Annotated in this window: 24 protein-coding genes; 6 read left to right on the forward strand and 18 right to left on the reverse strand. The window is 43.7% G+C overall.

The features are described from left to right. Positions 1–11: 11 nt before the first annotated feature. Positions 12–839 (reverse strand): LysR family transcriptional regulator, encoded by an 828-nt coding sequence (locus tag ACXADT_RS18295; protein WP_474832255.1) that lies wholly within the window; start codon positions 837–839, stop codon positions 12–14. Positions 840–1022: 183 nt separating this feature from the next. On the opposite strand from ACXADT_RS18295, the gene ACXADT_RS18300 reads away from it, so the two are divergent. Both ACXADT_RS18300 and ACXADT_RS18305 read left to right on the forward strand, forming a co-directional pair. Further along, positions 1023–1370: a DMT family transporter gene (locus ACXADT_RS18300; RefSeq protein ID WP_474832256.1), complete on the forward strand. Its 348-nt coding sequence runs from the start codon at positions 1023–1025 to the stop codon at positions 1368–1370. After that, positions 1367–1663 (forward strand): DMT family transporter, encoded by a 297-nt coding sequence (locus ACXADT_RS18305; RefSeq protein WP_270181252.1) that lies wholly within the window; start codon positions 1367–1369, stop codon positions 1661–1663. The genes ACXADT_RS18300 and ACXADT_RS18305 overlap by 4 nt, the downstream gene beginning before the upstream one ends. Positions 1664–1703: 40 nt before the next feature. Here the strand turns inward: ACXADT_RS18305 and ACXADT_RS18310 are convergent, their stop codons facing one another. The 6 genes from ACXADT_RS18310 to ACXADT_RS18335 form a co-directional block, all read right to left on the reverse strand. Then, entirely contained in the window at positions 1704–2807 is a 1104-nt protein-coding gene (locus ACXADT_RS18310) for an NADH:flavin oxidoreductase (protein WP_474832257.1), read from the reverse strand. Positions 2808–2904: 97 nt separating this feature from the next. Further along, positions 2905–3075 (reverse strand): hypothetical protein, encoded by a 171-nt coding sequence (locus ACXADT_RS18315; protein ID WP_474812924.1) that lies wholly within the window; start codon positions 3073–3075, stop codon positions 2905–2907. Positions 3076–3207: 132 nt separating this feature from the next. Next, positions 3208–3603, reverse strand: coding sequence for a VOC family protein (locus tag ACXADT_RS18320; protein ID WP_474832258.1), 396 nt, complete (start codon positions 3601–3603; stop codon positions 3208–3210). Positions 3604–3679: 76 nt separating this feature from the next. Continuing rightward, the gene (locus ACXADT_RS18325; protein ID WP_474832259.1) at positions 3680–4288 is read right to left on the reverse strand and encodes a hypothetical protein; all 609 of its coding nucleotides are present in this window, start codon (positions 4286–4288) and stop codon (positions 3680–3682) included. Continuing rightward, positions 4285–4566 carry a hypothetical protein gene (locus ACXADT_RS18330; RefSeq protein ID WP_474812930.1) on the reverse strand — a complete coding sequence of 94 codons (282 nt, stop codon included), beginning with the start codon at positions 4564–4566 and terminating at the stop codon, positions 4285–4287. The genes ACXADT_RS18325 and ACXADT_RS18330 overlap by 4 nt, the downstream gene beginning before the upstream one ends. Positions 4567–4597: 31 nt before the next feature. Continuing rightward, positions 4598–4798, reverse strand: coding sequence for a hypothetical protein (locus ACXADT_RS18335; protein ID WP_474812932.1), 201 nt, complete (start codon positions 4796–4798; stop codon positions 4598–4600). Between the two features lie 210 nt (positions 4799–5008). On the opposite strand from ACXADT_RS18335, the gene ACXADT_RS18340 reads away from it, so the two are divergent. Further along, positions 5009–5920, forward strand: a complete 912-nt coding sequence (locus ACXADT_RS18340) for a DMT family transporter (RefSeq protein WP_474832260.1) — start codon at positions 5009–5011, stop codon at positions 5918–5920. A gap of 3 nt (positions 5921–5923) precedes the next feature. After that, positions 5924–6502 (forward strand): TetR/AcrR family transcriptional regulator, encoded by a 579-nt coding sequence (locus ACXADT_RS18345; RefSeq protein ID WP_474832261.1) that lies wholly within the window; start codon positions 5924–5926, stop codon positions 6500–6502. Between the two features lie 25 nt (positions 6503–6527). On the opposite strand, the gene ACXADT_RS18350 is transcribed toward ACXADT_RS18345, so the two are convergent. The 4 genes from ACXADT_RS18350 to ACXADT_RS18365 all read right to left on the reverse strand — a co-directional run bounded on the left by ACXADT_RS18350 (position 6528) and on the right by ACXADT_RS18365 (position 10701). Further along, positions 6528–6818, reverse strand: a complete 291-nt coding sequence (locus ACXADT_RS18350; protein ID WP_474832262.1) for an RNA polymerase alpha subunit C-terminal domain-containing protein — start codon at positions 6816–6818, stop codon at positions 6528–6530. Positions 6819–6841: 23 nt separating this feature from the next. Then, positions 6842–7897 (reverse strand): NAD(P)H-dependent flavin oxidoreductase, encoded by a 1056-nt coding sequence (locus tag ACXADT_RS18355; RefSeq protein ID WP_270181242.1) that lies wholly within the window; start codon positions 7895–7897, stop codon positions 6842–6844. 89 nt (positions 7898–7986) lie between these two features. Further along, a complete protein-coding gene (locus ACXADT_RS18360; RefSeq protein WP_474832263.1) occupies positions 7987–9483 on the reverse strand; it encodes an FAD-dependent oxidoreductase in 1497 nt (498 codons plus the stop codon). A gap of 30 nt (positions 9484–9513) precedes the next feature. Further along, positions 9514–10701 (reverse strand): YhgE/Pip domain-containing protein, encoded by a 1188-nt coding sequence (locus tag ACXADT_RS18365; protein WP_474832264.1) that lies wholly within the window; start codon positions 10699–10701, stop codon positions 9514–9516. Between the two features lie 164 nt (positions 10702–10865). Between ACXADT_RS18365 and ACXADT_RS18370 the strand changes: the two genes are divergently transcribed. Further along, positions 10866–11468 carry a TetR/AcrR family transcriptional regulator gene (locus tag ACXADT_RS18370; protein ID WP_474832265.1) on the forward strand — a complete coding sequence of 201 codons (603 nt, stop codon included), beginning with the start codon at positions 10866–10868 and terminating at the stop codon, positions 11466–11468. A 52-nt stretch (positions 11469–11520) separates the two neighbouring features. Here the strand turns inward: ACXADT_RS18370 and ACXADT_RS18375 are convergent, their stop codons facing one another. The 7 genes from ACXADT_RS18375 to ACXADT_RS18405 form a co-directional block, all read right to left on the reverse strand. Further along, the gene (locus ACXADT_RS18375) at positions 11521–12030 is read right to left on the reverse strand and encodes an N-acetyltransferase family protein (protein WP_474832266.1); all 510 of its coding nucleotides are present in this window, start codon (positions 12028–12030) and stop codon (positions 11521–11523) included. A 39-nt stretch (positions 12031–12069) separates the two neighbouring features. Next, on the reverse strand, positions 12070–12651 hold the full coding sequence (locus ACXADT_RS18380; protein ID WP_474832267.1) for a type 1 glutamine amidotransferase family protein: 582 nt from the start codon (positions 12649–12651) through the stop codon (positions 12070–12072). 38 nt (positions 12652–12689) lie between these two features. Next, positions 12690–13187 carry an SRPBCC family protein gene (locus ACXADT_RS18385; RefSeq protein ID WP_474832268.1) on the reverse strand — a complete coding sequence of 166 codons (498 nt, stop codon included), beginning with the start codon at positions 13185–13187 and terminating at the stop codon, positions 12690–12692. A gap of 132 nt (positions 13188–13319) precedes the next feature. Further along, positions 13320–13526 carry a hypothetical protein gene (locus tag ACXADT_RS18390; RefSeq protein ID WP_474812952.1) on the reverse strand — a complete coding sequence of 69 codons (207 nt, stop codon included), beginning with the start codon at positions 13524–13526 and terminating at the stop codon, positions 13320–13322. 36 nt (positions 13527–13562) lie between these two features. Continuing rightward, positions 13563–13730 (reverse strand): hypothetical protein, encoded by a 168-nt coding sequence (locus ACXADT_RS18395; protein ID WP_270181235.1) that lies wholly within the window; start codon positions 13728–13730, stop codon positions 13563–13565. A 50-nt stretch (positions 13731–13780) separates the two neighbouring features. Then, on the reverse strand, positions 13781–14008 hold the full coding sequence (locus ACXADT_RS18400) for a hypothetical protein (protein WP_474832269.1): 228 nt from the start codon (positions 14006–14008) through the stop codon (positions 13781–13783). A 261-nt stretch (positions 14009–14269) separates the two neighbouring features. Next, positions 14270–15904, reverse strand: coding sequence for an SLC13 family permease (locus ACXADT_RS18405; protein ID WP_474812956.1), 1635 nt, complete (start codon positions 15902–15904; stop codon positions 14270–14272). A gap of 193 nt (positions 15905–16097) precedes the next feature. Between ACXADT_RS18405 and ACXADT_RS18410 the strand changes: the two genes are divergently transcribed. Continuing rightward, entirely contained in the window at positions 16098–17192 is a 1095-nt protein-coding gene (locus ACXADT_RS18410; protein WP_474812958.1) for a tartrate dehydrogenase, read from the forward strand. Positions 17193–17236 lie beyond the last annotated feature (44 nt).

Below are 17236 nucleotides of genomic sequence, written 5' to 3' on the forward strand. Positions count from 1 at the left end.
GGAGCTTTTTTCTAGCGCATCGTATCTGATAAAAGCTTTAATATAGAAGGAGAAACCGCATGAAGGTACATCTTCCTTTCTAAAACGCCGCTTTTTATAGGTACGAACGTAACGCCTTTATGTTCGATCGCATCAGCCATCATCTTTGGAAGATAAGCGATTCCGATCCCGATCGATACAAGTCCAACCATGCCGAGGTAGTGGGTTTCAAGCACGTCTATTTCAATGCCCTTTTCCTGCATCATGTTCGTAACTTGTTCTGAAAGGCTCCCTTCTGGGGGAAGGATCTGCTTATAAATAAAGCACTCCTCCATCGTTACCTCGTTTCTTGAAGAAAGTGCGTAAGAAACCGGAATCGCTGCCACGAAAGGTTCTTGAAACAATAACGTTGAATATATCCCTTCGATCGAGGGCGTATCTTGAACGATTGCAGCGTCGATGTCGTGCGCTTTTAATAATGGAACGAGATCACGGCTGTCATTCTGAACAACAGTTACGTGCAGGTTCGTATATTGTAGCTTTTTATAATAACTCGGTAAAAAGTACGAACTTAACAGTGGCGTAGAACCAAACCGGATATGATCAAACTGCTTATAGTGATGGACAGTTTGATCGATTTTTGAAAACAATGGAGAGAGATCTTCATAGAGCGACCTACCTTTTCTCGTTAGCTCCACCCCTCTGATCGAACGATTGAACAGCGCAAAACCTAGCTCCTCCTCAAGGAGTTTCATCTGTTTACTAAGCGCCGGCTGCGAAACAAAACACGCTTCGGCCGCCTTTGTAAAACTTCTTTTATCTGCAATTTCAATAAAATACTTCAGTTTATGCAGTAGCATGTCCCCACGGCCTCCATAACTTCACATTATTTAAACGGAACACTCATTTCTTAATATCACTCTGCTTAACACTTTATCATAACCTGAAGTTATCATTTAATGCATTTTATGTATTACCACACTTCTACTCACACCCGTTATTCTAGAAGTATAAAACCAGCGCACTCAAAAGGAGACTTCATTATGAAACATTCTGTTCTTCTCATTGTCGCGATTCTGTTTGAAGTGATCGGCGCAACGTTTATGAAATTTGCAGACGGGTTTACGAACACGGGTTATAGCGGCATCGTTTTTCTGAGCTATGCCTTAGCACTCACCTTCTATATCATTCTAACAAGAGACCACGATCTTGGGATCATCAATGCACTTTGGTCAGGTGGTGGAACGGTTACGATCGCCGTCATCGGAATCGCACTCTTCGACGAAGCAACGACCGTTACAAAACTAATCGGCATCACACTCATCGTGATCGGTATCGTTGGGTTGAACACACCAGGTAAACATGCTGAAAGAGGAGGACAACCGACATGATGTTTTTAACCATCTCACTTATCTGCTCAGTGTTAGGAAGTATCAGTGTCAAACTGTCTAAAGGATTTAAAAAGCACATCCCCAGCGTGATGTCGTTCCTCTTGTTTGGCTTCTGTATCTATTTTCTCACACTCGCTGTTCAAACGATCGATGTCGGAATCGCCTACGCCGTTTGGTCAGGTGTATCCATCGCTGGTACCACGCTTGCTGGCATCCTGCTTTTTAATGAAAAAGCAAACAAAAGAAAGTTTCTATCGATCGCCGTCATCATCGCTGGCGTTGTTATTCTATAAAAAAAGCCGATCGTAGCGTGCACGATCGGCTTCCTTATATTTACGTTAATTTCTTTAATGCTTCCTTATCGAATGGAAGTAGATCATCCGCTCTTCCATCACGAACTTTCTTCACCCACTCAGGGTCCATCAATAGAGAACGTCCGATTGCGACAAGGTCGAATTCATCTTGATCTAATCGATCAACAAGGCCATCAAGGCTCGTCGTGTTTGCACCTTCAAAGCTCGTGAACTCACCGTCAAGTCCAACTGAACCAACGGAAATAACAGGCTTACCTGTTAGCTTCTTCGTCCATCCAGCAAGGTTCAGATCAGACCCTTCGAACTCTGGCTCCCAGAAACGACGCGTTGAGCAGTGGAAGATATCTACGCCAGCTTCAACGAGCGGCTGTAAGAAACGCTCTAGTTCTTCTGGTGTTTCCGCTAACTTCGCATCAAAGTTGAACATCTTCCATTGTGAGAAACGGAAAATGATCGGGAAGTCCGGTCCAACTGCACGTCGACACGCTTCGATGATCTCAGCTGCGAATCGCGTTCTACCAACAAGGTCACCGCCGTAACGGTCAGTACGCTTGTTTGTTCTTTCCCAGAAGAATTGGTCGATCAAGTAACCATGTGCGCCGTGCAGTTCGATGCCGTCAAAGCCGATTCGCTTTGCGTCAGCTGCAGCTTGCGCATACGCTTCTACTAATTCTTCTACTTCTTTTTCAGTCAGCGGTTCGTTCACCTTTTCTCCTGACAGATCAAGACCAGATGGGCCAACTGGCTGTGCTTCCTCATTAGGTAGGTCGCCTGCTTTACGTGTCATTCCAACATGCCAAAGCTGTGGCACGATTTTTCCGCCTGCTTCGTGTACTTCTTTCACAACATTTTCCCAGCCGCTCAGTGCCTTTTCTCCGTGAAAGACAGGGATACTCGCACCAGAAACAGAGGCAGGATGATTGATTCCAGTTCCTTCTGTCACGATAAGACCAACACCGTTTTCCGCGCGTCTACGATAATACGCTGCAACATCCTCTCCAGGCACGTTAGCAGGAGAAAAGCCGCGCGTCATCGGGGCCATCACCGTGCGGTTTTCTAAGTTTAGGTTTTCACTTGTAAATGATTCGAATAGTGGTTTTAATGAACTCGTTGTTTTACTCAATGGTTTCCTCTCCTTCCATTAATGCAATTTTTATTATTACAGATTCATTATTGGAAAGAAAGTAATCTGTTTGTAGGTAGAGGTTAGCCGGTTGCCCTCACCTCTCCTCTTTCTGAGAAAGCAGCTGGTCGACCTTCTGCTCCAGGCGATCCAGTCTAGATTTTCTTCCCTTTAATACCAATACCAGCACAATTATAAGGGTAGGAATGGATAACAGCATCATAAATGCGAAGAGCTGATAAAGAATATCTCCAATATTTACGTTCATACAGTTGCTCCTTTTTAATAGCTTTTCTCTATCGTTAATACTTTCATGCCAAACGTTGATCCGTAAAAACTTTCTGTTCATCCTTTCTTACCCAACGAAAAAACCCTTTTCACAGGGTTTTTTGTTTACCGTTTATTTTGCGTTCTCATCCGGTTGATGAACACCGAAAATATTCCCTTCAGTATCCATGTAATAGGCCTGCCAAGCCATGCCTGGGAGCGCGTATTTTGCAAGGGCAACTCTTCCGCCATTCGCTAGAATGACCTTTTCCGTCGCTTCGATGTCTTCTGATCCCATCGTACATGCATACCCGTTCATCGCGCTGTTCACTTCTGGAGGAGGCGTCTGTCGCTGCATCAACGCGCCGTTGATTCCAGGCTCGTTCGAGTCGCCAGTTACGACTCCAAAGTAAGGCATGCCAGCGTACTCGCTCCAGTCTTCAAACGTCCATCCAAACACTTCTCCATAAAACTTTTTTGCACGGTCCATGTCGTCAACATGAACTTCGAAATGAATGACTCTACCCATAAAAACCTCCAAATAGTTTTGCCTTAGCGTTCACCTAACTATATTCGCTTACTCGGTACATTCTCCTTCTCCAGTTTTATGGTTTATCCGTTATGTAAAGTTGAGCGACAACTGCATACTCTGCATCTTTCACTGATTCAGGAAGGGTTTTATAGTCATCAAGCCCTCCTATATCCATGTGGTTCTCACTCGACCCCTTTACGTAAGCGAGATAAACGGTTTCTCCACTTTTTAGCGTGACTTCTCCTTCGAGCTGTTCAAACCCATAGCCTTGAAGATCACGAGGCATTTCGGTCGAACCTTTGCTGTAGCCAGTCGGTGATCCCATCGTGTAAAAAGCGGTGCCTTCTTCCATGTGAAGTTGAAAGGAATGCAGCGCTTTTTTAAACGTTTGATCGTCACCATACGTTTGGAATTGTTCCTTCCCACCGTCACCATTTTGAAAAACAACGATTGAACTAACTAAATGCTCACCATCCGCTAGTTCACCATCAACGGTAAAAAACGTTTTGTAATCGATGCCGATTTGATCGATGATCCTTTGCTCACGCTCAGTTAATGATGCTGACTTAATCGTCAACGTTGAATCGCTTTTTGCTGAAGTCTTCTCCTCTGTACCGGTCGTCTCTTCATTCGTGCATGCTACTAAAACGAGCACCAAGAGCAGCGTCAATAGTTGCTTCATCCCGTTCTCTCCTTACTGAATCTCCCTCCAAAAACGCTTCTAATAATGGTCACCACTAACATCAGGATTCCATTTAGAAGTAGACCGATCGCGCAATAAGCCGTGACGAACGCCGCTCCTTGGCTGTGCAACATCCCTGATACAAGTAAACCAACAATATGGAAGATGACTGCTGAAGCCATCGCTACGAAACTGAGAAGATAGTGATTTATACTCTTCTTAACGTAAAGAGTCCAGCTTCCAATTAATAAGCCGATCGTGACAATGTAAAACCCCAATATCCTTCCTCCTTACCTACGCTACGGAAGCTCACACTTCAAGGTTATTACGCTTTTTCTGAGCTCTTAACGTTTGAATCAAACATGGCACGCCGGCCATCATACTGACAATAAAGCTCCACATCACATACCGCCATTCACCTGTTAAGGATGCCACGATAATGAAGAACACAAGCTGCCCAACCAATGCAAACCAAGTCGCAATCCACGCAAGTGTTAAGTTTTCTTTCATTCCTTTACCTCCCCCCATACTAAGGTTCGCCCCTTCCAATTATTTCAAATTTTCTTAAAAAGAACAATCTCCTTTATTAAAAAGAGGTATAACTTTAGGAATATGCATATAAAAACTTACACCTTGACAGTAAACCGACCGGTATGGTTACATACTTGGTAGTAAGTATACCGATCGGTTTATTTTTTGGTAAAATAAAGGAGTGGTAAGATGCTTTCGAAACAACATAGCATCATAGCAGCAGTAGGCTTTGTCATCATGTGGAGCTCGGGGTTTGTTGGCGCACGATTAGGGACAGCGGAAGCGAGTTCCATGACGATCTTGATGTGGCGATTTATCGTCGCATCAGGTATTCTTGCGATTTGGTGGTTATGGAAACAACGGAAGAAGCTTTCTGTGAAGAGCGTTGCAACGCAGGCACTCATCGGACTTTTTGCTCAAAGCGGCTACCTTTACTGTGTGTTTCTCTCTGTTGAAAACGGGGTTTCTGCGGGGACATCAAACTTAATCACGACACTTCAGCCAATCGTCGCCGCTGCACTCGCAGGTCCCATTCTTAACGAGTCGACTTCAAAGAAGCAATGGGGTGGATTAGTTCTCGGGATCCTCGGTGTGTTATTCGTCGTTTACGGAGATCTTGGAAGTTCTACTTCCGTTCCTTTATGGGCATATGCGCTATCATTCATGGCGATGATCAGCCTCGTTTTTGCGACGCTTTATGAAAAGACGCTTAAGAGCTCCATCTCCATTACAGATGCACTGCCGATTCAAACGTTGATCAGTGCACTATTCTTTACGATCATCGCCGTGAACACTGGCCAAGCGACACCGCCAGCAACAACTGGTTTCTGGATCGCAGTCGCGTGGGTAGCTGGCTTATCTACGATTGGAGGATATGGATTTTACTGGTTGAACCTTAAGCTAGGAAGCATCACGAGAGTCAGCAGTCTCTTGTATCTGACGCCACCCGTGACGATGGTGTGGTCCTACGCGATGTTCGGGGATAGAATTGGTTTCTTAACGATTGTCGGAATGGTAGTATGTTCATTAGGAGTATGGGTGATCAGTAGAGATCGTTCATCGAATTTGAAAAAACGTGAATTTAAGAAAGAGGTTGTGTAATAGATGGATGAAAACATCAAAATGACGCCTGCAGCGCTTCGCATTCTAGAAACAGCATCAGATTTGTTTTACTGGAAAGGGATCCATATGATTGGGGTCGAAACGATCGCGAGTGAAGCAGGCGTTACGAAAAAGACATTGTACGACCGCTTCGGTTCAAAAGATCAGCTGATCGTAGCTTATTTGAAAAATAGGGACGAACTGTATAAAGCGCACCTGACTTCCTATTTAGACCGTGTTTCAGATGACGAGCCTTATGAAAAAATCCAAAGCATCTTTGACGCACTAGAAAACTGGTTAGAAACGCACAACAAAAGAGGCTGCGCGTTCGTAAACGCATTAGCCGAACTTCCAGAAGAGTCTCACCCTGGAAGGGAAGTTATCATCGAAGAAAAAAGATGGATGAAACAGCTTTTCACAACGTACCTCGAAGAGCTAGAAATCAAGAACGCTGAACAGCTCGGTGAACGTCTTCTCGTACTGCACGAAGGGGTAACCGTGACATTTTCCATGAACCTTTATGAAGACGGCATTTTATCAGTCAAAGAGACAGCAGCACTACTCATTAATGCGAATCGATAAAAAAGAAGGGCCGCCGCCCTTCTTTTTAGTGTCTTTTAAACGATAATCCATTGTTCGCAAGAGCTTCCTTTAGCTTTGGAATGGAGGAAGGTCCCAGCCCATGAAACGTTAGCAGCTCTTTCTCGCTATAAGTCGAGAGCGTTTCTAACGTTGTGATTTCATTATTTTCGAGAGCTCTTCTCGCTGGTGCTGAAAGCAATGAAAGAAACCCGCTTTCAGGCTTTCGTTCCTGTTCGCAGATCGGGCAAGTTGGACAGTCACTGCTTTTGAAATAACAGTGTCCCTTTTCACAAATCCGTTTCGTTTTTGAAGACATGAGCAGCTCCTTTCAAGCACCGTTCAGCTATTGATCCTCTTTGCTTGAGCAACGATCGACATAATGATTTTAGACGCTGATTCTTGGCGGCTTAATCGAGGGCTTTGCCCTGACCAGAGAGACATAAATTCGGGATTATGTTGTTTTGCGGCTTCTTTTCGAATACCTTTTGTTAACGCGTTTTGTAAGGGATAAGCCAACAGCTCGTGTTCATGACCTTCCATTCTATCGATAAAGGTGTTTCGAATGCCTCTCGCTGGCTTCCCGCTAAAGGAAGAAGTTAGTACGGTTTCTGTTTCTTTCGTATGTACGATCGCTTCTTTATGATGTGGGTTCGCTCCACTTTCATCACAAGTGACAAACGCGGTCCCGAGCTGCGCGCCATCTGCCCCTAGAACCATGGAAGCACAAACCCCTCTTCCGTCCATGATGCCACCCGCTGCGATGACAGGAATCTTCACTGCATCTGCGACTTGAGGGATGAGTGACATCGTCCCAACGCCTTCGTTCGTCGCTAAAAACGTTCCACGATGACCGCCAGCTTCACTACCCTGTGCGACGACAGCATCCATACCAGATTTCTCATTCACGATTGCTTCTTCCACGGAAGTCGCTGTGCCAATCAAGATGATTCCTTCACCCTTAAGGTCTTGAATGACCTCTTGATCCGGTAGTCCAAATGTAAAACTTACAATAGGAACGTTCAGCTCCTTGATCACCTCAATTTGGTTTTCAAAAAGTGATTTATCTATCTCTGGAGAGGGTTCTTCCGCTAGTCCTAGTTCGTCTCGAAAAGGGTTCAAAAGCTCGTTTGCATGCTTCATTTCTCGCTCTGTAGCCTTAGGGTATTCAGGGACAAACACATTCACAGCAAACGGCCTGTTGGTTAACGTCTGGATCTCTTCGATCGCCTCTTTCATCGCCTCTGGTGTCATATACCCAGCCCCTAGCGTACCGAGTGCTCCTGCATTAGAAACGGTAGCAACGAGCGCTGGCGTCGTAACGCCTCCAGCCATTCCTGCTTGTATGATCGGATGTTCAAGTTTCAGAAGTTCAAGTAACCGGCTATGCTTCCACATGCAATCTTCTCCTTCCGTAACCTTTTTTACAGTTTACCACGATTACGGAGCATACTGACGTAGGAAAAGAAAGCTAGTACCTTTCTCTATTAAAAAAACGTCTCTATTTGGAACTTATTCAAATAGCGCTTCATATCTTCCACGTCCTCACCCACAAAGCCGATATAACCGTCTGGACGAACGAGATATAGCGCACTTTCCTGCAACCCCGCAGCTTCCACAGAAGAGTCCCATTCATATGCATGCACAGGTATCGAGACAGAAGATAGTTCGTCTCTCACCTGTTGTTTTACCGTTCCATAAACATGAATCTGCCAATCAAACGATTGCAACGCTTCATAATTATTGTGGTTTTGTACCCATGGCAGCCGATCGCCTCCTCGACGTTTTCCGGCTGTGCCTACACTCAGCATACTTTCATGATAATGAATGCGCGTTTGCGAGATCGTCTTGAATACGCCTTTACGTGTTGATGGGAATCGCAATAGAAATGGTAGAACATAAGGAAAGAAAACGGTTCGTAACACTTTCCCTCTTCGATGCTGACCGATGATGTTAGTAAATGCACGATCCGTCGTTGAAACGAGACTGTTCGCAAACGCACGGCGTTCCTGTTCATACGTCTCTAATAGATCACGTGACGCTTTTCCTTTTACCACGCTCGCTAGTTTCCAAGCTAGATTAACTGCATCTCCGATCCCCGTATTCATCCCTTGCCCTCCTGCTGGGCTATGAATATGAGCCGCATCACCTGCAAGGAACACCCTTCCTTCTCTAAATTTCTCACTTACTCGATGATGGACTTTATAAGTAGAAAACCAGTTTACTTGAGATACAGTAAGATCAAGCTTTTTCTGAACTGTCGGGTAGATCTCCCAGAAGTCGATCGCACGAACGTCCTCCGGTACGATTCCGATCAGACGGATGATCCCCTTTTTTCTCACCGGCATAAAAACAAAAAAGCCGTTCGCTTCCATGTTCATATACATGTCACCTAGTACGAGAGAGTCACTCTCTGCTTCAACATCTGCGACAAAAAACTGCTGGTCATACGTTCCACCAGGAAAATCGGTTTCCATTCCGTGGCGAACCGTACTATGTGCGCCGTCACAGCCACAAATATAATCGAACTGACACTCCTCATGACCATCTTGTTTAAGAATAACTTTGACTCCGTCCTCCTGATTTGTGAACGAAACGAGCTCTGTATTCCACTCGATCTCAACTCCCGCATTCTCCAACTCTTTCACTAGCAATCTTTCATGAACATCTTGAGGCAGACTCAGCACATAGGGGAACGGGCTTAATGCGCCCCCTATGTCCTTCAGTCTCAGTTCCGCTTTGTCTTCCCCTCCATTTCTAATGTGAACAGCAGTAAGCGGAATCCCTTCTTTCACGAACTTATCAGAAACACCTAGCTGCTGGTAATGTTCGAGGATACGAGCTTGGGTTACTAAAGCACGCGATGTTTCACCTGGCCCTTTATTTTTCTCAATGATGCGAAACGGTACGCCAAGCTTGGTAAGGGTTAACGCCATCGCTAGACCAGTTGGCCCCGCTCCTACGATCAATACGGTTGCTTTCATCCTCCCAACTCCTCTTTAAAAAAGTTCCTCCTACACCAATTCTTGTTTTTGTACGGAAGCCCCTTCTTTCATCTCGACAGATGACCGTTTAAAACGTGAAGAAAAAAGGACAACGAGACTTCCAACAGCGATCCAAACGAGCGCAGACGTAGGTTCATTCCATTCCAAGGCTTTATCAAAGTAAAATAAATCTCTCAAACCTTCTGTCATGAAGCGCATCGGCATCCAAGGGTAAATCCAATCATGATAAAAAGAAGTCATAAATTCGGTTGGAATCGTTAAGAGTGGCGCTCCAAAGAATAGTAACAGCGCGAAGATTCCTATTCCTTTTATCCCAATCCACGATAACACTGCAGAGATCATCACAAAGAAGCTGAAGTAGACGAGCGATAAGAAGAAAGCCATATCTACAAAGTTCGGAATCGTTAAACCGACCATCACTTCAGCTAACCAGGTTAATCCAAAGCCTGCCGTTAGTGCGAGAACAAGACCTAGCACTAGCTGAATCCCTCTTGCTTTTAAATCTTGCTTACGCGAACGTTTCTGAAGAAAGAAGAACGTTAGCGCAGCACCCGCCATACAGGCCATCCAAAGAGGTTGAAACAGAGAAACAGGCGCATTACCGTTCGCACTATTTTCACCAACCTCATTTACCTGAATGTCTTGTTTTGTAATCGGTGTTGCTAGCTGTTCAGCCTGACTTGGTGAAAGGGTCATCCCTTGCTGTTCAAAACCAGTGATCACTTGCTTCCGAACGTTTTCGTTCAGGTTGGTAACTACTTGATCCAACATCGATTGTGCGACCATCGTCGCCATTCTGTTCATTCCTTCATTGGTATACACGTCTAATTGAGGTGAAGTAGGATTTGGTGACTGTAATGAACCTTGATTCATGCTAAACGTTTCTGGAATAACCAATCCAGCATAGTAGTTTTGGTCATCGAACCCTTTCATCATTTCCTCAACGCTACTAAGTTCCACCAACTGAACTGGCGGTTCCTCCGCTGATGCTGCCATCTTTTGCATCGATTCTACGATGGTATTCCCTACATTTAGTTTCCCCTGCTCGGGAATCTCTGCTCCCTCATCCAAATTTACGACGGCTACCGGTATGTTTTTCGGTGTCTGGTTAACAGATGGAATAAGTGTCAGCGAAAAAATAGCTAGAATAAGCAATACGATTACAGGTAAAACCACCCACATTTTGCGATCTATCATGATCCTTCCCCCTTATCTATTTAATAAACACTGTGTTGAATAACGTTCACACTGTATATTATAATTTGTTTACAAGTGATTACAATGCACAATACTAGTCGAGATGAACAGTACTTAACACAACTGTAGAAAGTGTTGATTAAAAAGGGAGCGATGAAGAACCGATGGACAGAGATACGACCGATCGACGAATTCTACGTACAAAGCGGATGCTGCGTCAGGCTTTAACTGAGCTTATGGAAGAAAAGGGATTTGAAGCATTAACGGTAAGCAGTTTAACGGAAAGAGCGGACATCAATCGTGGTACTTTCTATATTCACTATCAAGATAAATATGACCTGTTGGATAGATGTGAGGATGAAATCCTGAAAGAGTTCGAACGAATTGTGCGTGAAGGTTTCCCAACTCAGCAGAATGACTATAGAAAGCTCGTTCAGACAGACCCCCTTACACACATCCTCAAACTAGTAGAATACCTTAGTGATAACTCTGCCTTCTTAAAGACCATCTTAGGCCCAAAAGGTGATCCATCTTTTCAGGAGAAGCTGAAAGATCTCATGAAGAAGAACCTCACCGTGCTCATCGAACAACGGTTAAGCGACTCTCCTATTCCTACTGATTATTTGATCGCATACGTGAGTTCCGCCAATTTAGGCGTGATTCAGCACTGGCTGAAATCTGGGATGAACGAGTCGCCACGAGAAATTGCCCTCATCCTATCTCGACTCACCATTCTAGGACCAGGGATTGAGGCTGGATTGAACTAGCCTATTCCATGCAAAACCCGCCACTCTTTTAAAGAATGGCGGGTTTCTGCCGTTATAGAAATTTCCCCATCAAAATATCATCAACATACTCGTTTGGACCGAGTTTCCCTTGCCTTACTCGTCTACCTTCTACAGTAAACCCAAACTTAGAGTATAAGTGAAAGGCTCTCGGATTGTTTGAAAATACTTCGAGAGATACTTTTTCTACTTCGTTTTCTTTCGCCCAGTCCAATAGTTCCGTTAGTAACGAACTGCCGATGCCGTTATCCGAAAATTGTTCTTGTACACTCATTCCGAACATTCCTTGATGACAGAACTTTTTCCTAGTGGAACGACGAAAGTTAAGCATGCCAACGATTTCACTATTTACTTCCGCAACTAACACTAAACCGTTTGAATCGTGAGCGTTGATCCATTCTTCTTCTTCCTCAACCGTTGTCGTAAACTCTTCTAACGTAGAACTTAAAAAGTGAGCGTTCTCGCTCAACACCTTTTTTGTATGCTGAATCAGTTTAACTGTGTCATTTTTGTGAGCTTTTCTGATTGTCACCGAATCTTTCATCGGGATCCACCTCACATTCATTTAAGAACAGCAAATCCATTACGCGCTTAAGAAACCCTTCTTGAACATCTCATACCATTCATGAAGCGCGTCTCCTTCTAACACGCTTAACGTTCGTAAAATATCTCTTGAAAATTCGACTGCGCCACTTCCATTAGCGGTGATCAAACCTCCGTCACTAACCGACTGTTTCTCTATGTAGTTCTCTTCACCTTTGTAGTGAGGTGCACTTTCTTTTAAATAAGGCAATGAATTCCCTGTATGCTTATAGTGATCGAGAAAGCCATGAATGCCGAGGAACGTAGTCGCATCACAGATTGCTGCAACAGGAATGTCGTTCTTAAAGCACGCTGCAACGAGCTCTTTTACCACTTGATTCTTTTCTTCTCTCCACCCTGTTCCACCAGGAATGATCACCATCGCTAAATCTGATGCAACCGAGTAGTCTTGTAAACTATAATCAGGTAGAACAGTGAACCCGCCCATCGATGTTTTAGGATCTTTGTCGATCGCAATGGTTTGAACATAGTAGCCCGTACCTGACTTATTCAATTCTGGCGTGACGTAACTTGCTTCCCAATCAGCAAAACCATCCGTGAGCACAACTAATACTTTTTTCATTTCAAAACGCTCCCTTTTCCAAAAAATAGTGTAACACGCTACCCTTTGTAGCTCGTATCCCCTGTCTCAACTAATTCTTTTAGTCCTCTAAACATTAAATCCCATCCATGTTCTGTTGCGTCATGGTACTCAGATAGCGCTTTTTCCATATCAGCGTCTGTCCAACTTTCTTCTCGCTCAACGTGAATAAGCTGAGTAAACGTCATCTGTGCTCCGCTAACATTCTCAATAATCTCAACCTTGATCTTATCTTCTAACTCACTAAACTGCGGCATTTTGAATGTGAAGACCAATTGGTTTGGAGCGTTGAGTTCGAGGTACTCCCCTACCGCTCGGTAATCGACGCCCTCTCGATGGTCGATGATTTCCCAACTGCCTCCGACCTTCGGATCATTGTGGACGAGCTTGTTCGTTCCTTCTAACGTGAATAACCACTTTCTCATCATGTCTGGATTCACCCATGCTTCATAAACCGTTTCAGGCTTTTCCTTGAACGTTCTCTCCATGGTTAATGGTACCGTTGAGACATTATCCATCGTGTCATCTCCTTTACTATTCTAGATTCTTATCAGCGAACCACTTCTGTTCCAGCGATCCAGTCATAGAGATTCTTCCTTTTCTTATTCGTAAAAGGAAGAAGTAAACTTGAAGAGTCGTAGTCTATACCTTTATTCAGCAGCCTTGTCTTTCTCTTTTCTTTTATTTTTCTCTATCGTATAAGTTACGTAAATGAGGAAAACAAATCCGATTCCGCTCATGGTTAACGCGATAATATGATGTGCAGAACCTTCAAATGGAAAGAACATCGTAATAAAACTAATTCCGACGATCGCAAGTATTATCCAGTGTAAGTATTTACTTATGAGTTGCCTCATGATTGCCTCCTCTATATGAAATTCCCAATGCTCGGTTCATTCCTTATCATCAAAATGTAACAGAGCTAAACAGATCATTCCGATCGATAAGAACGTAATCGGACTGCTTGCTTTGATAGCCCCTTGCATCACTAAGCTAATCGTTGCGATCCCAATTCCTAACGGCGTGGTTCTTAATATCATTTTAATCCATTTCTTTAGCATTTCTGCCTCCAAACGTTTTAAAGAGTTTACCTTTTTCAATACCTTCCCTGTTATGCTGATGTTAGAAAAGTCCTCAGCTCACTTAACGATAATTCTCTATTCCAATGAACGTAATGACCACCTTTTGCTGGGTGATAGGTAATCGGAAGGTCATGCTGCTTTATTTTTCGTATGTATTGAGCAGTGCTTCTGCACTCTTTCTCGTTCATATCTTCAAACGTACCGTAAACTAAATAAGTCGGCACCTCTACCTTTTTAAGCAGGTTAGCAATATTCAAACCTTCATTACCAGTAAAACCACCGGCAGGGAGGAGGATTGCTGGTTCACCTTGCCCTACTTTTTCAACATAATAATCACGAATGAGATTGTCCTCCTTTAACTCTATGAAAACCTCCTTCTAACATAATTCCATATTGAATGAGACAAACCTCTCCATAACCCAAAATTATCCACCCATTCCAAATACGATTATTTCATTTAAAATGTAAAAGCAGTTCAGTTCGGAACAATACGCTCCAATCTGAACTGCTCATAGATACTATTTCAATAACGAACCAAAGATTATAGGTACAAAATAGTACACTATGATTACTGAAAAAATGATGCAACTAAGGTTCAACCAAATTCCTGTCATCGCCATTTTCCCCATCCTGATATACCCAGTCGCGAACACAATTGCGTTTGGTGGGGCTGCTACTGGGAACATAAATGCGAACGTTGCCCCCATACAAGCCGCAACCATTAAGATAATCGGATCTGTTCCAAGCGCCGCTGCACCCGCAGCAACGATCGGATACACCATCGTGGATGTCGCTGTATTCGACGTGAACTCTGTAAGTAACGTGATCACTGCGATGATCAAGCCTACCATGAGAAAGAATGGCACATCACTAAAGTTAACGAGTTGGTTCCCGATCCACTTATCTAGACCAGAACTTACGATACCCGCCGCTAGTGCAAGACCACCTCCAAATAGCCAGAGAATTCCCCAAGGCAACTTCAAAACCGTCTCCCAATCTAGGATACTGCCACTCTTGTTTTTAGCGGGGATCAAGAAAAGTAGAAATGCACCAAACAAAGCGATTAGCGTATCATCGATTCCTGGGATAAACTTCTGCAAGAAAAGACTTCTAGTAATCCATGCTAAAGCCGTAATGGAAAATACCGTCAACACAATCTTTTCTTCGTAACTCATCTTACCAAGCTCTTTTAGCTCTTTCTTAATGATGCTTCTTCCACCAGGAATATTCTTAACGTTCATCGGATAAGCGATCTTAACAAGATAGAGCCAAATCAAAGGAATGAGTAACACGACCATCGGAACGCCGAATAACATCCATCTTGCAAAGGAAATATCGATACCGTATAAATTATTAACTGTTGCTGCTAAGATCGTGTTTGCAGGAGCACCGATCAGTGTCCCAAACCCTCCGATCGTTGCAGCATACGCTGTTCCTAGCATGATCGCCGTTCCAAAAGGGAAGTTTCCAGGTGATGTATCTGTACCACTATTATCTTTGAAAGAATTCGCTACATGTTTTGTTACGGCTAAACTGATCGGTACCATCATCATCGTACTCGCAGTGTTTGAAATCCACATCGACAAAAATCCAGTAGCCGTCATAAAGCCAAGAATGATCATGTTTGGACTGCTTCCAATAAAAGCAATGATGGCTAGTGCAATTCGCTTATGAAGGTTCCATTTTTCCATCGTTAAGGCGATCATGAAACTTCCTGCAAACAAAAAGATTAGAGGATCTCCATATGAAGAAGAAACGTCGCCTGTTTCCATAACACCTGTAATCGGAAACAACAGTAGTGGAAGCAACGAAGTGATTGGGATCGGTAGTGCTTCAGTTACCCACCATGTCGCAATCCACGAAATTAAACCTAGCATTTGGACTGCCTCTCCGCTCATTCCTTCAGGACTTAGAAGTAAGGTGATCAAAAAATAAAGAAACGGTCCTAGAAAAAGTCCAACTCGCTGAGGAAACGTATACTTTCCTGGCTCAGGTGGTTTGTCACCCACTTCACCGTTCGATTCGTCGACATCTTGTTTCATCGCTGCACTGCCTGAACTCTTAATAAATGATAAAGACACCATACTCCGAAAGTCTTTCCTGATCTTATGATCCCATCGCCATAATTGCTGCCATACGGAATGTATGTACATTCACCTATCATCCTTCCTTCAGTTTGATAACGCTTTCATATTCGAATCATACTTTACGTATACATTAAAGTCAATGTTTTCTGATAATTTATTATAAAAGTGCTGTTTTGTATTATTTAATTGACATTTACGTATACGTTATTTAATATTTAGAATAGTTAATAAAATTCTACCCTAATAGGAGGAACGATGTATGGAAAATAAGAAACATTTTCGATTAGCTGTTATCCCTGGTGATGGAATTGGTCAAGAAGTTATCAGCGAAGGTCTTCGTGTGGTAGAACACCTCTCTAAGATGTCTAACAAGTTCACTTTTGAAAGCGATTACTTCCCTTGGGGATGTGAGTACTATTTAGAAGAAGGAAAGATGATGGCGGAAGATGGATTAGAACAAATTAAGAATCACGACGCGATTTACTTTGGTGCTGTCGGCTACCCTACTGTACCAGATCACATCAGTCTTTGGGGCCTGCGCCTAGCGATTTGTCAAGGATTCGATCAGTGGGCAAACATTCGACCAGTTGAATTCCTCCCTGGTGTTGAAGGCAAACTGAACCACCCTAATAAAGAAAAGTTAAACTGGATTCTAGTAAGAGAAAATACAGAAGGTGAATACTCAGGCGTTGGCGGACGCAACTTTACAGGTAGAGGTCCTGGGAAAGAAGTAGCCGTTCAATCCTCTGTCTTTACTGAAGAAGGCTGCGAGCGAATCATTCGCCACGCATTTGAACTGGCCATGAAACGGGATCGAAAGAAAGTAACAAGCGTTACGAAAAGCAATGCACAGCAGTACGGTATGGTCCTATGGGACGATGTGTTTAAGCGCGTAAGTAAGGAATATCCTGAGGTAGAAACCGATCAGTGGTTAGTCGATGCGATGGCAGCCCGCTTCGTCCTTCATCCAGAAGAACTAGAAGTGGTCGTTGCTTCGAACTTGCATGCAGATATTCTATCTGATCTTGGGAGTGCACTTGCTGGAAGTCTTGGTATCGCTCCAAGTGCGAACCTTCATCTCGATGGTCGTTTCCCAAGCATGTTTGAATCCGTACATGGATCCGCTCCTGATATCGCTGGACAAGGGATCGCAAACCCGATTGGAACAATCGGCAGTGCAGCATTGATGTTAGAACATTTAGGTTTAGCAGAAGAAGCGAACCTCATTAATGAAGCGATTCGCTCTACGACAAGAGACGGTATCCTAACAGCGGATATAGGTGGAACAAGTACAACAAGGGAAGTGACCGATTCAATTATCTCTCACCTTTCCAGCCTTTACGCAAAGGTTTAAATGTCTGAAGGATTTGGGAGGGACTGCCCTCCTTTTCTCTTCCT

The sequence above is a fragment of the Anaerobacillus sp. ABR4_321 genome, from assembly GCF_056158505.1.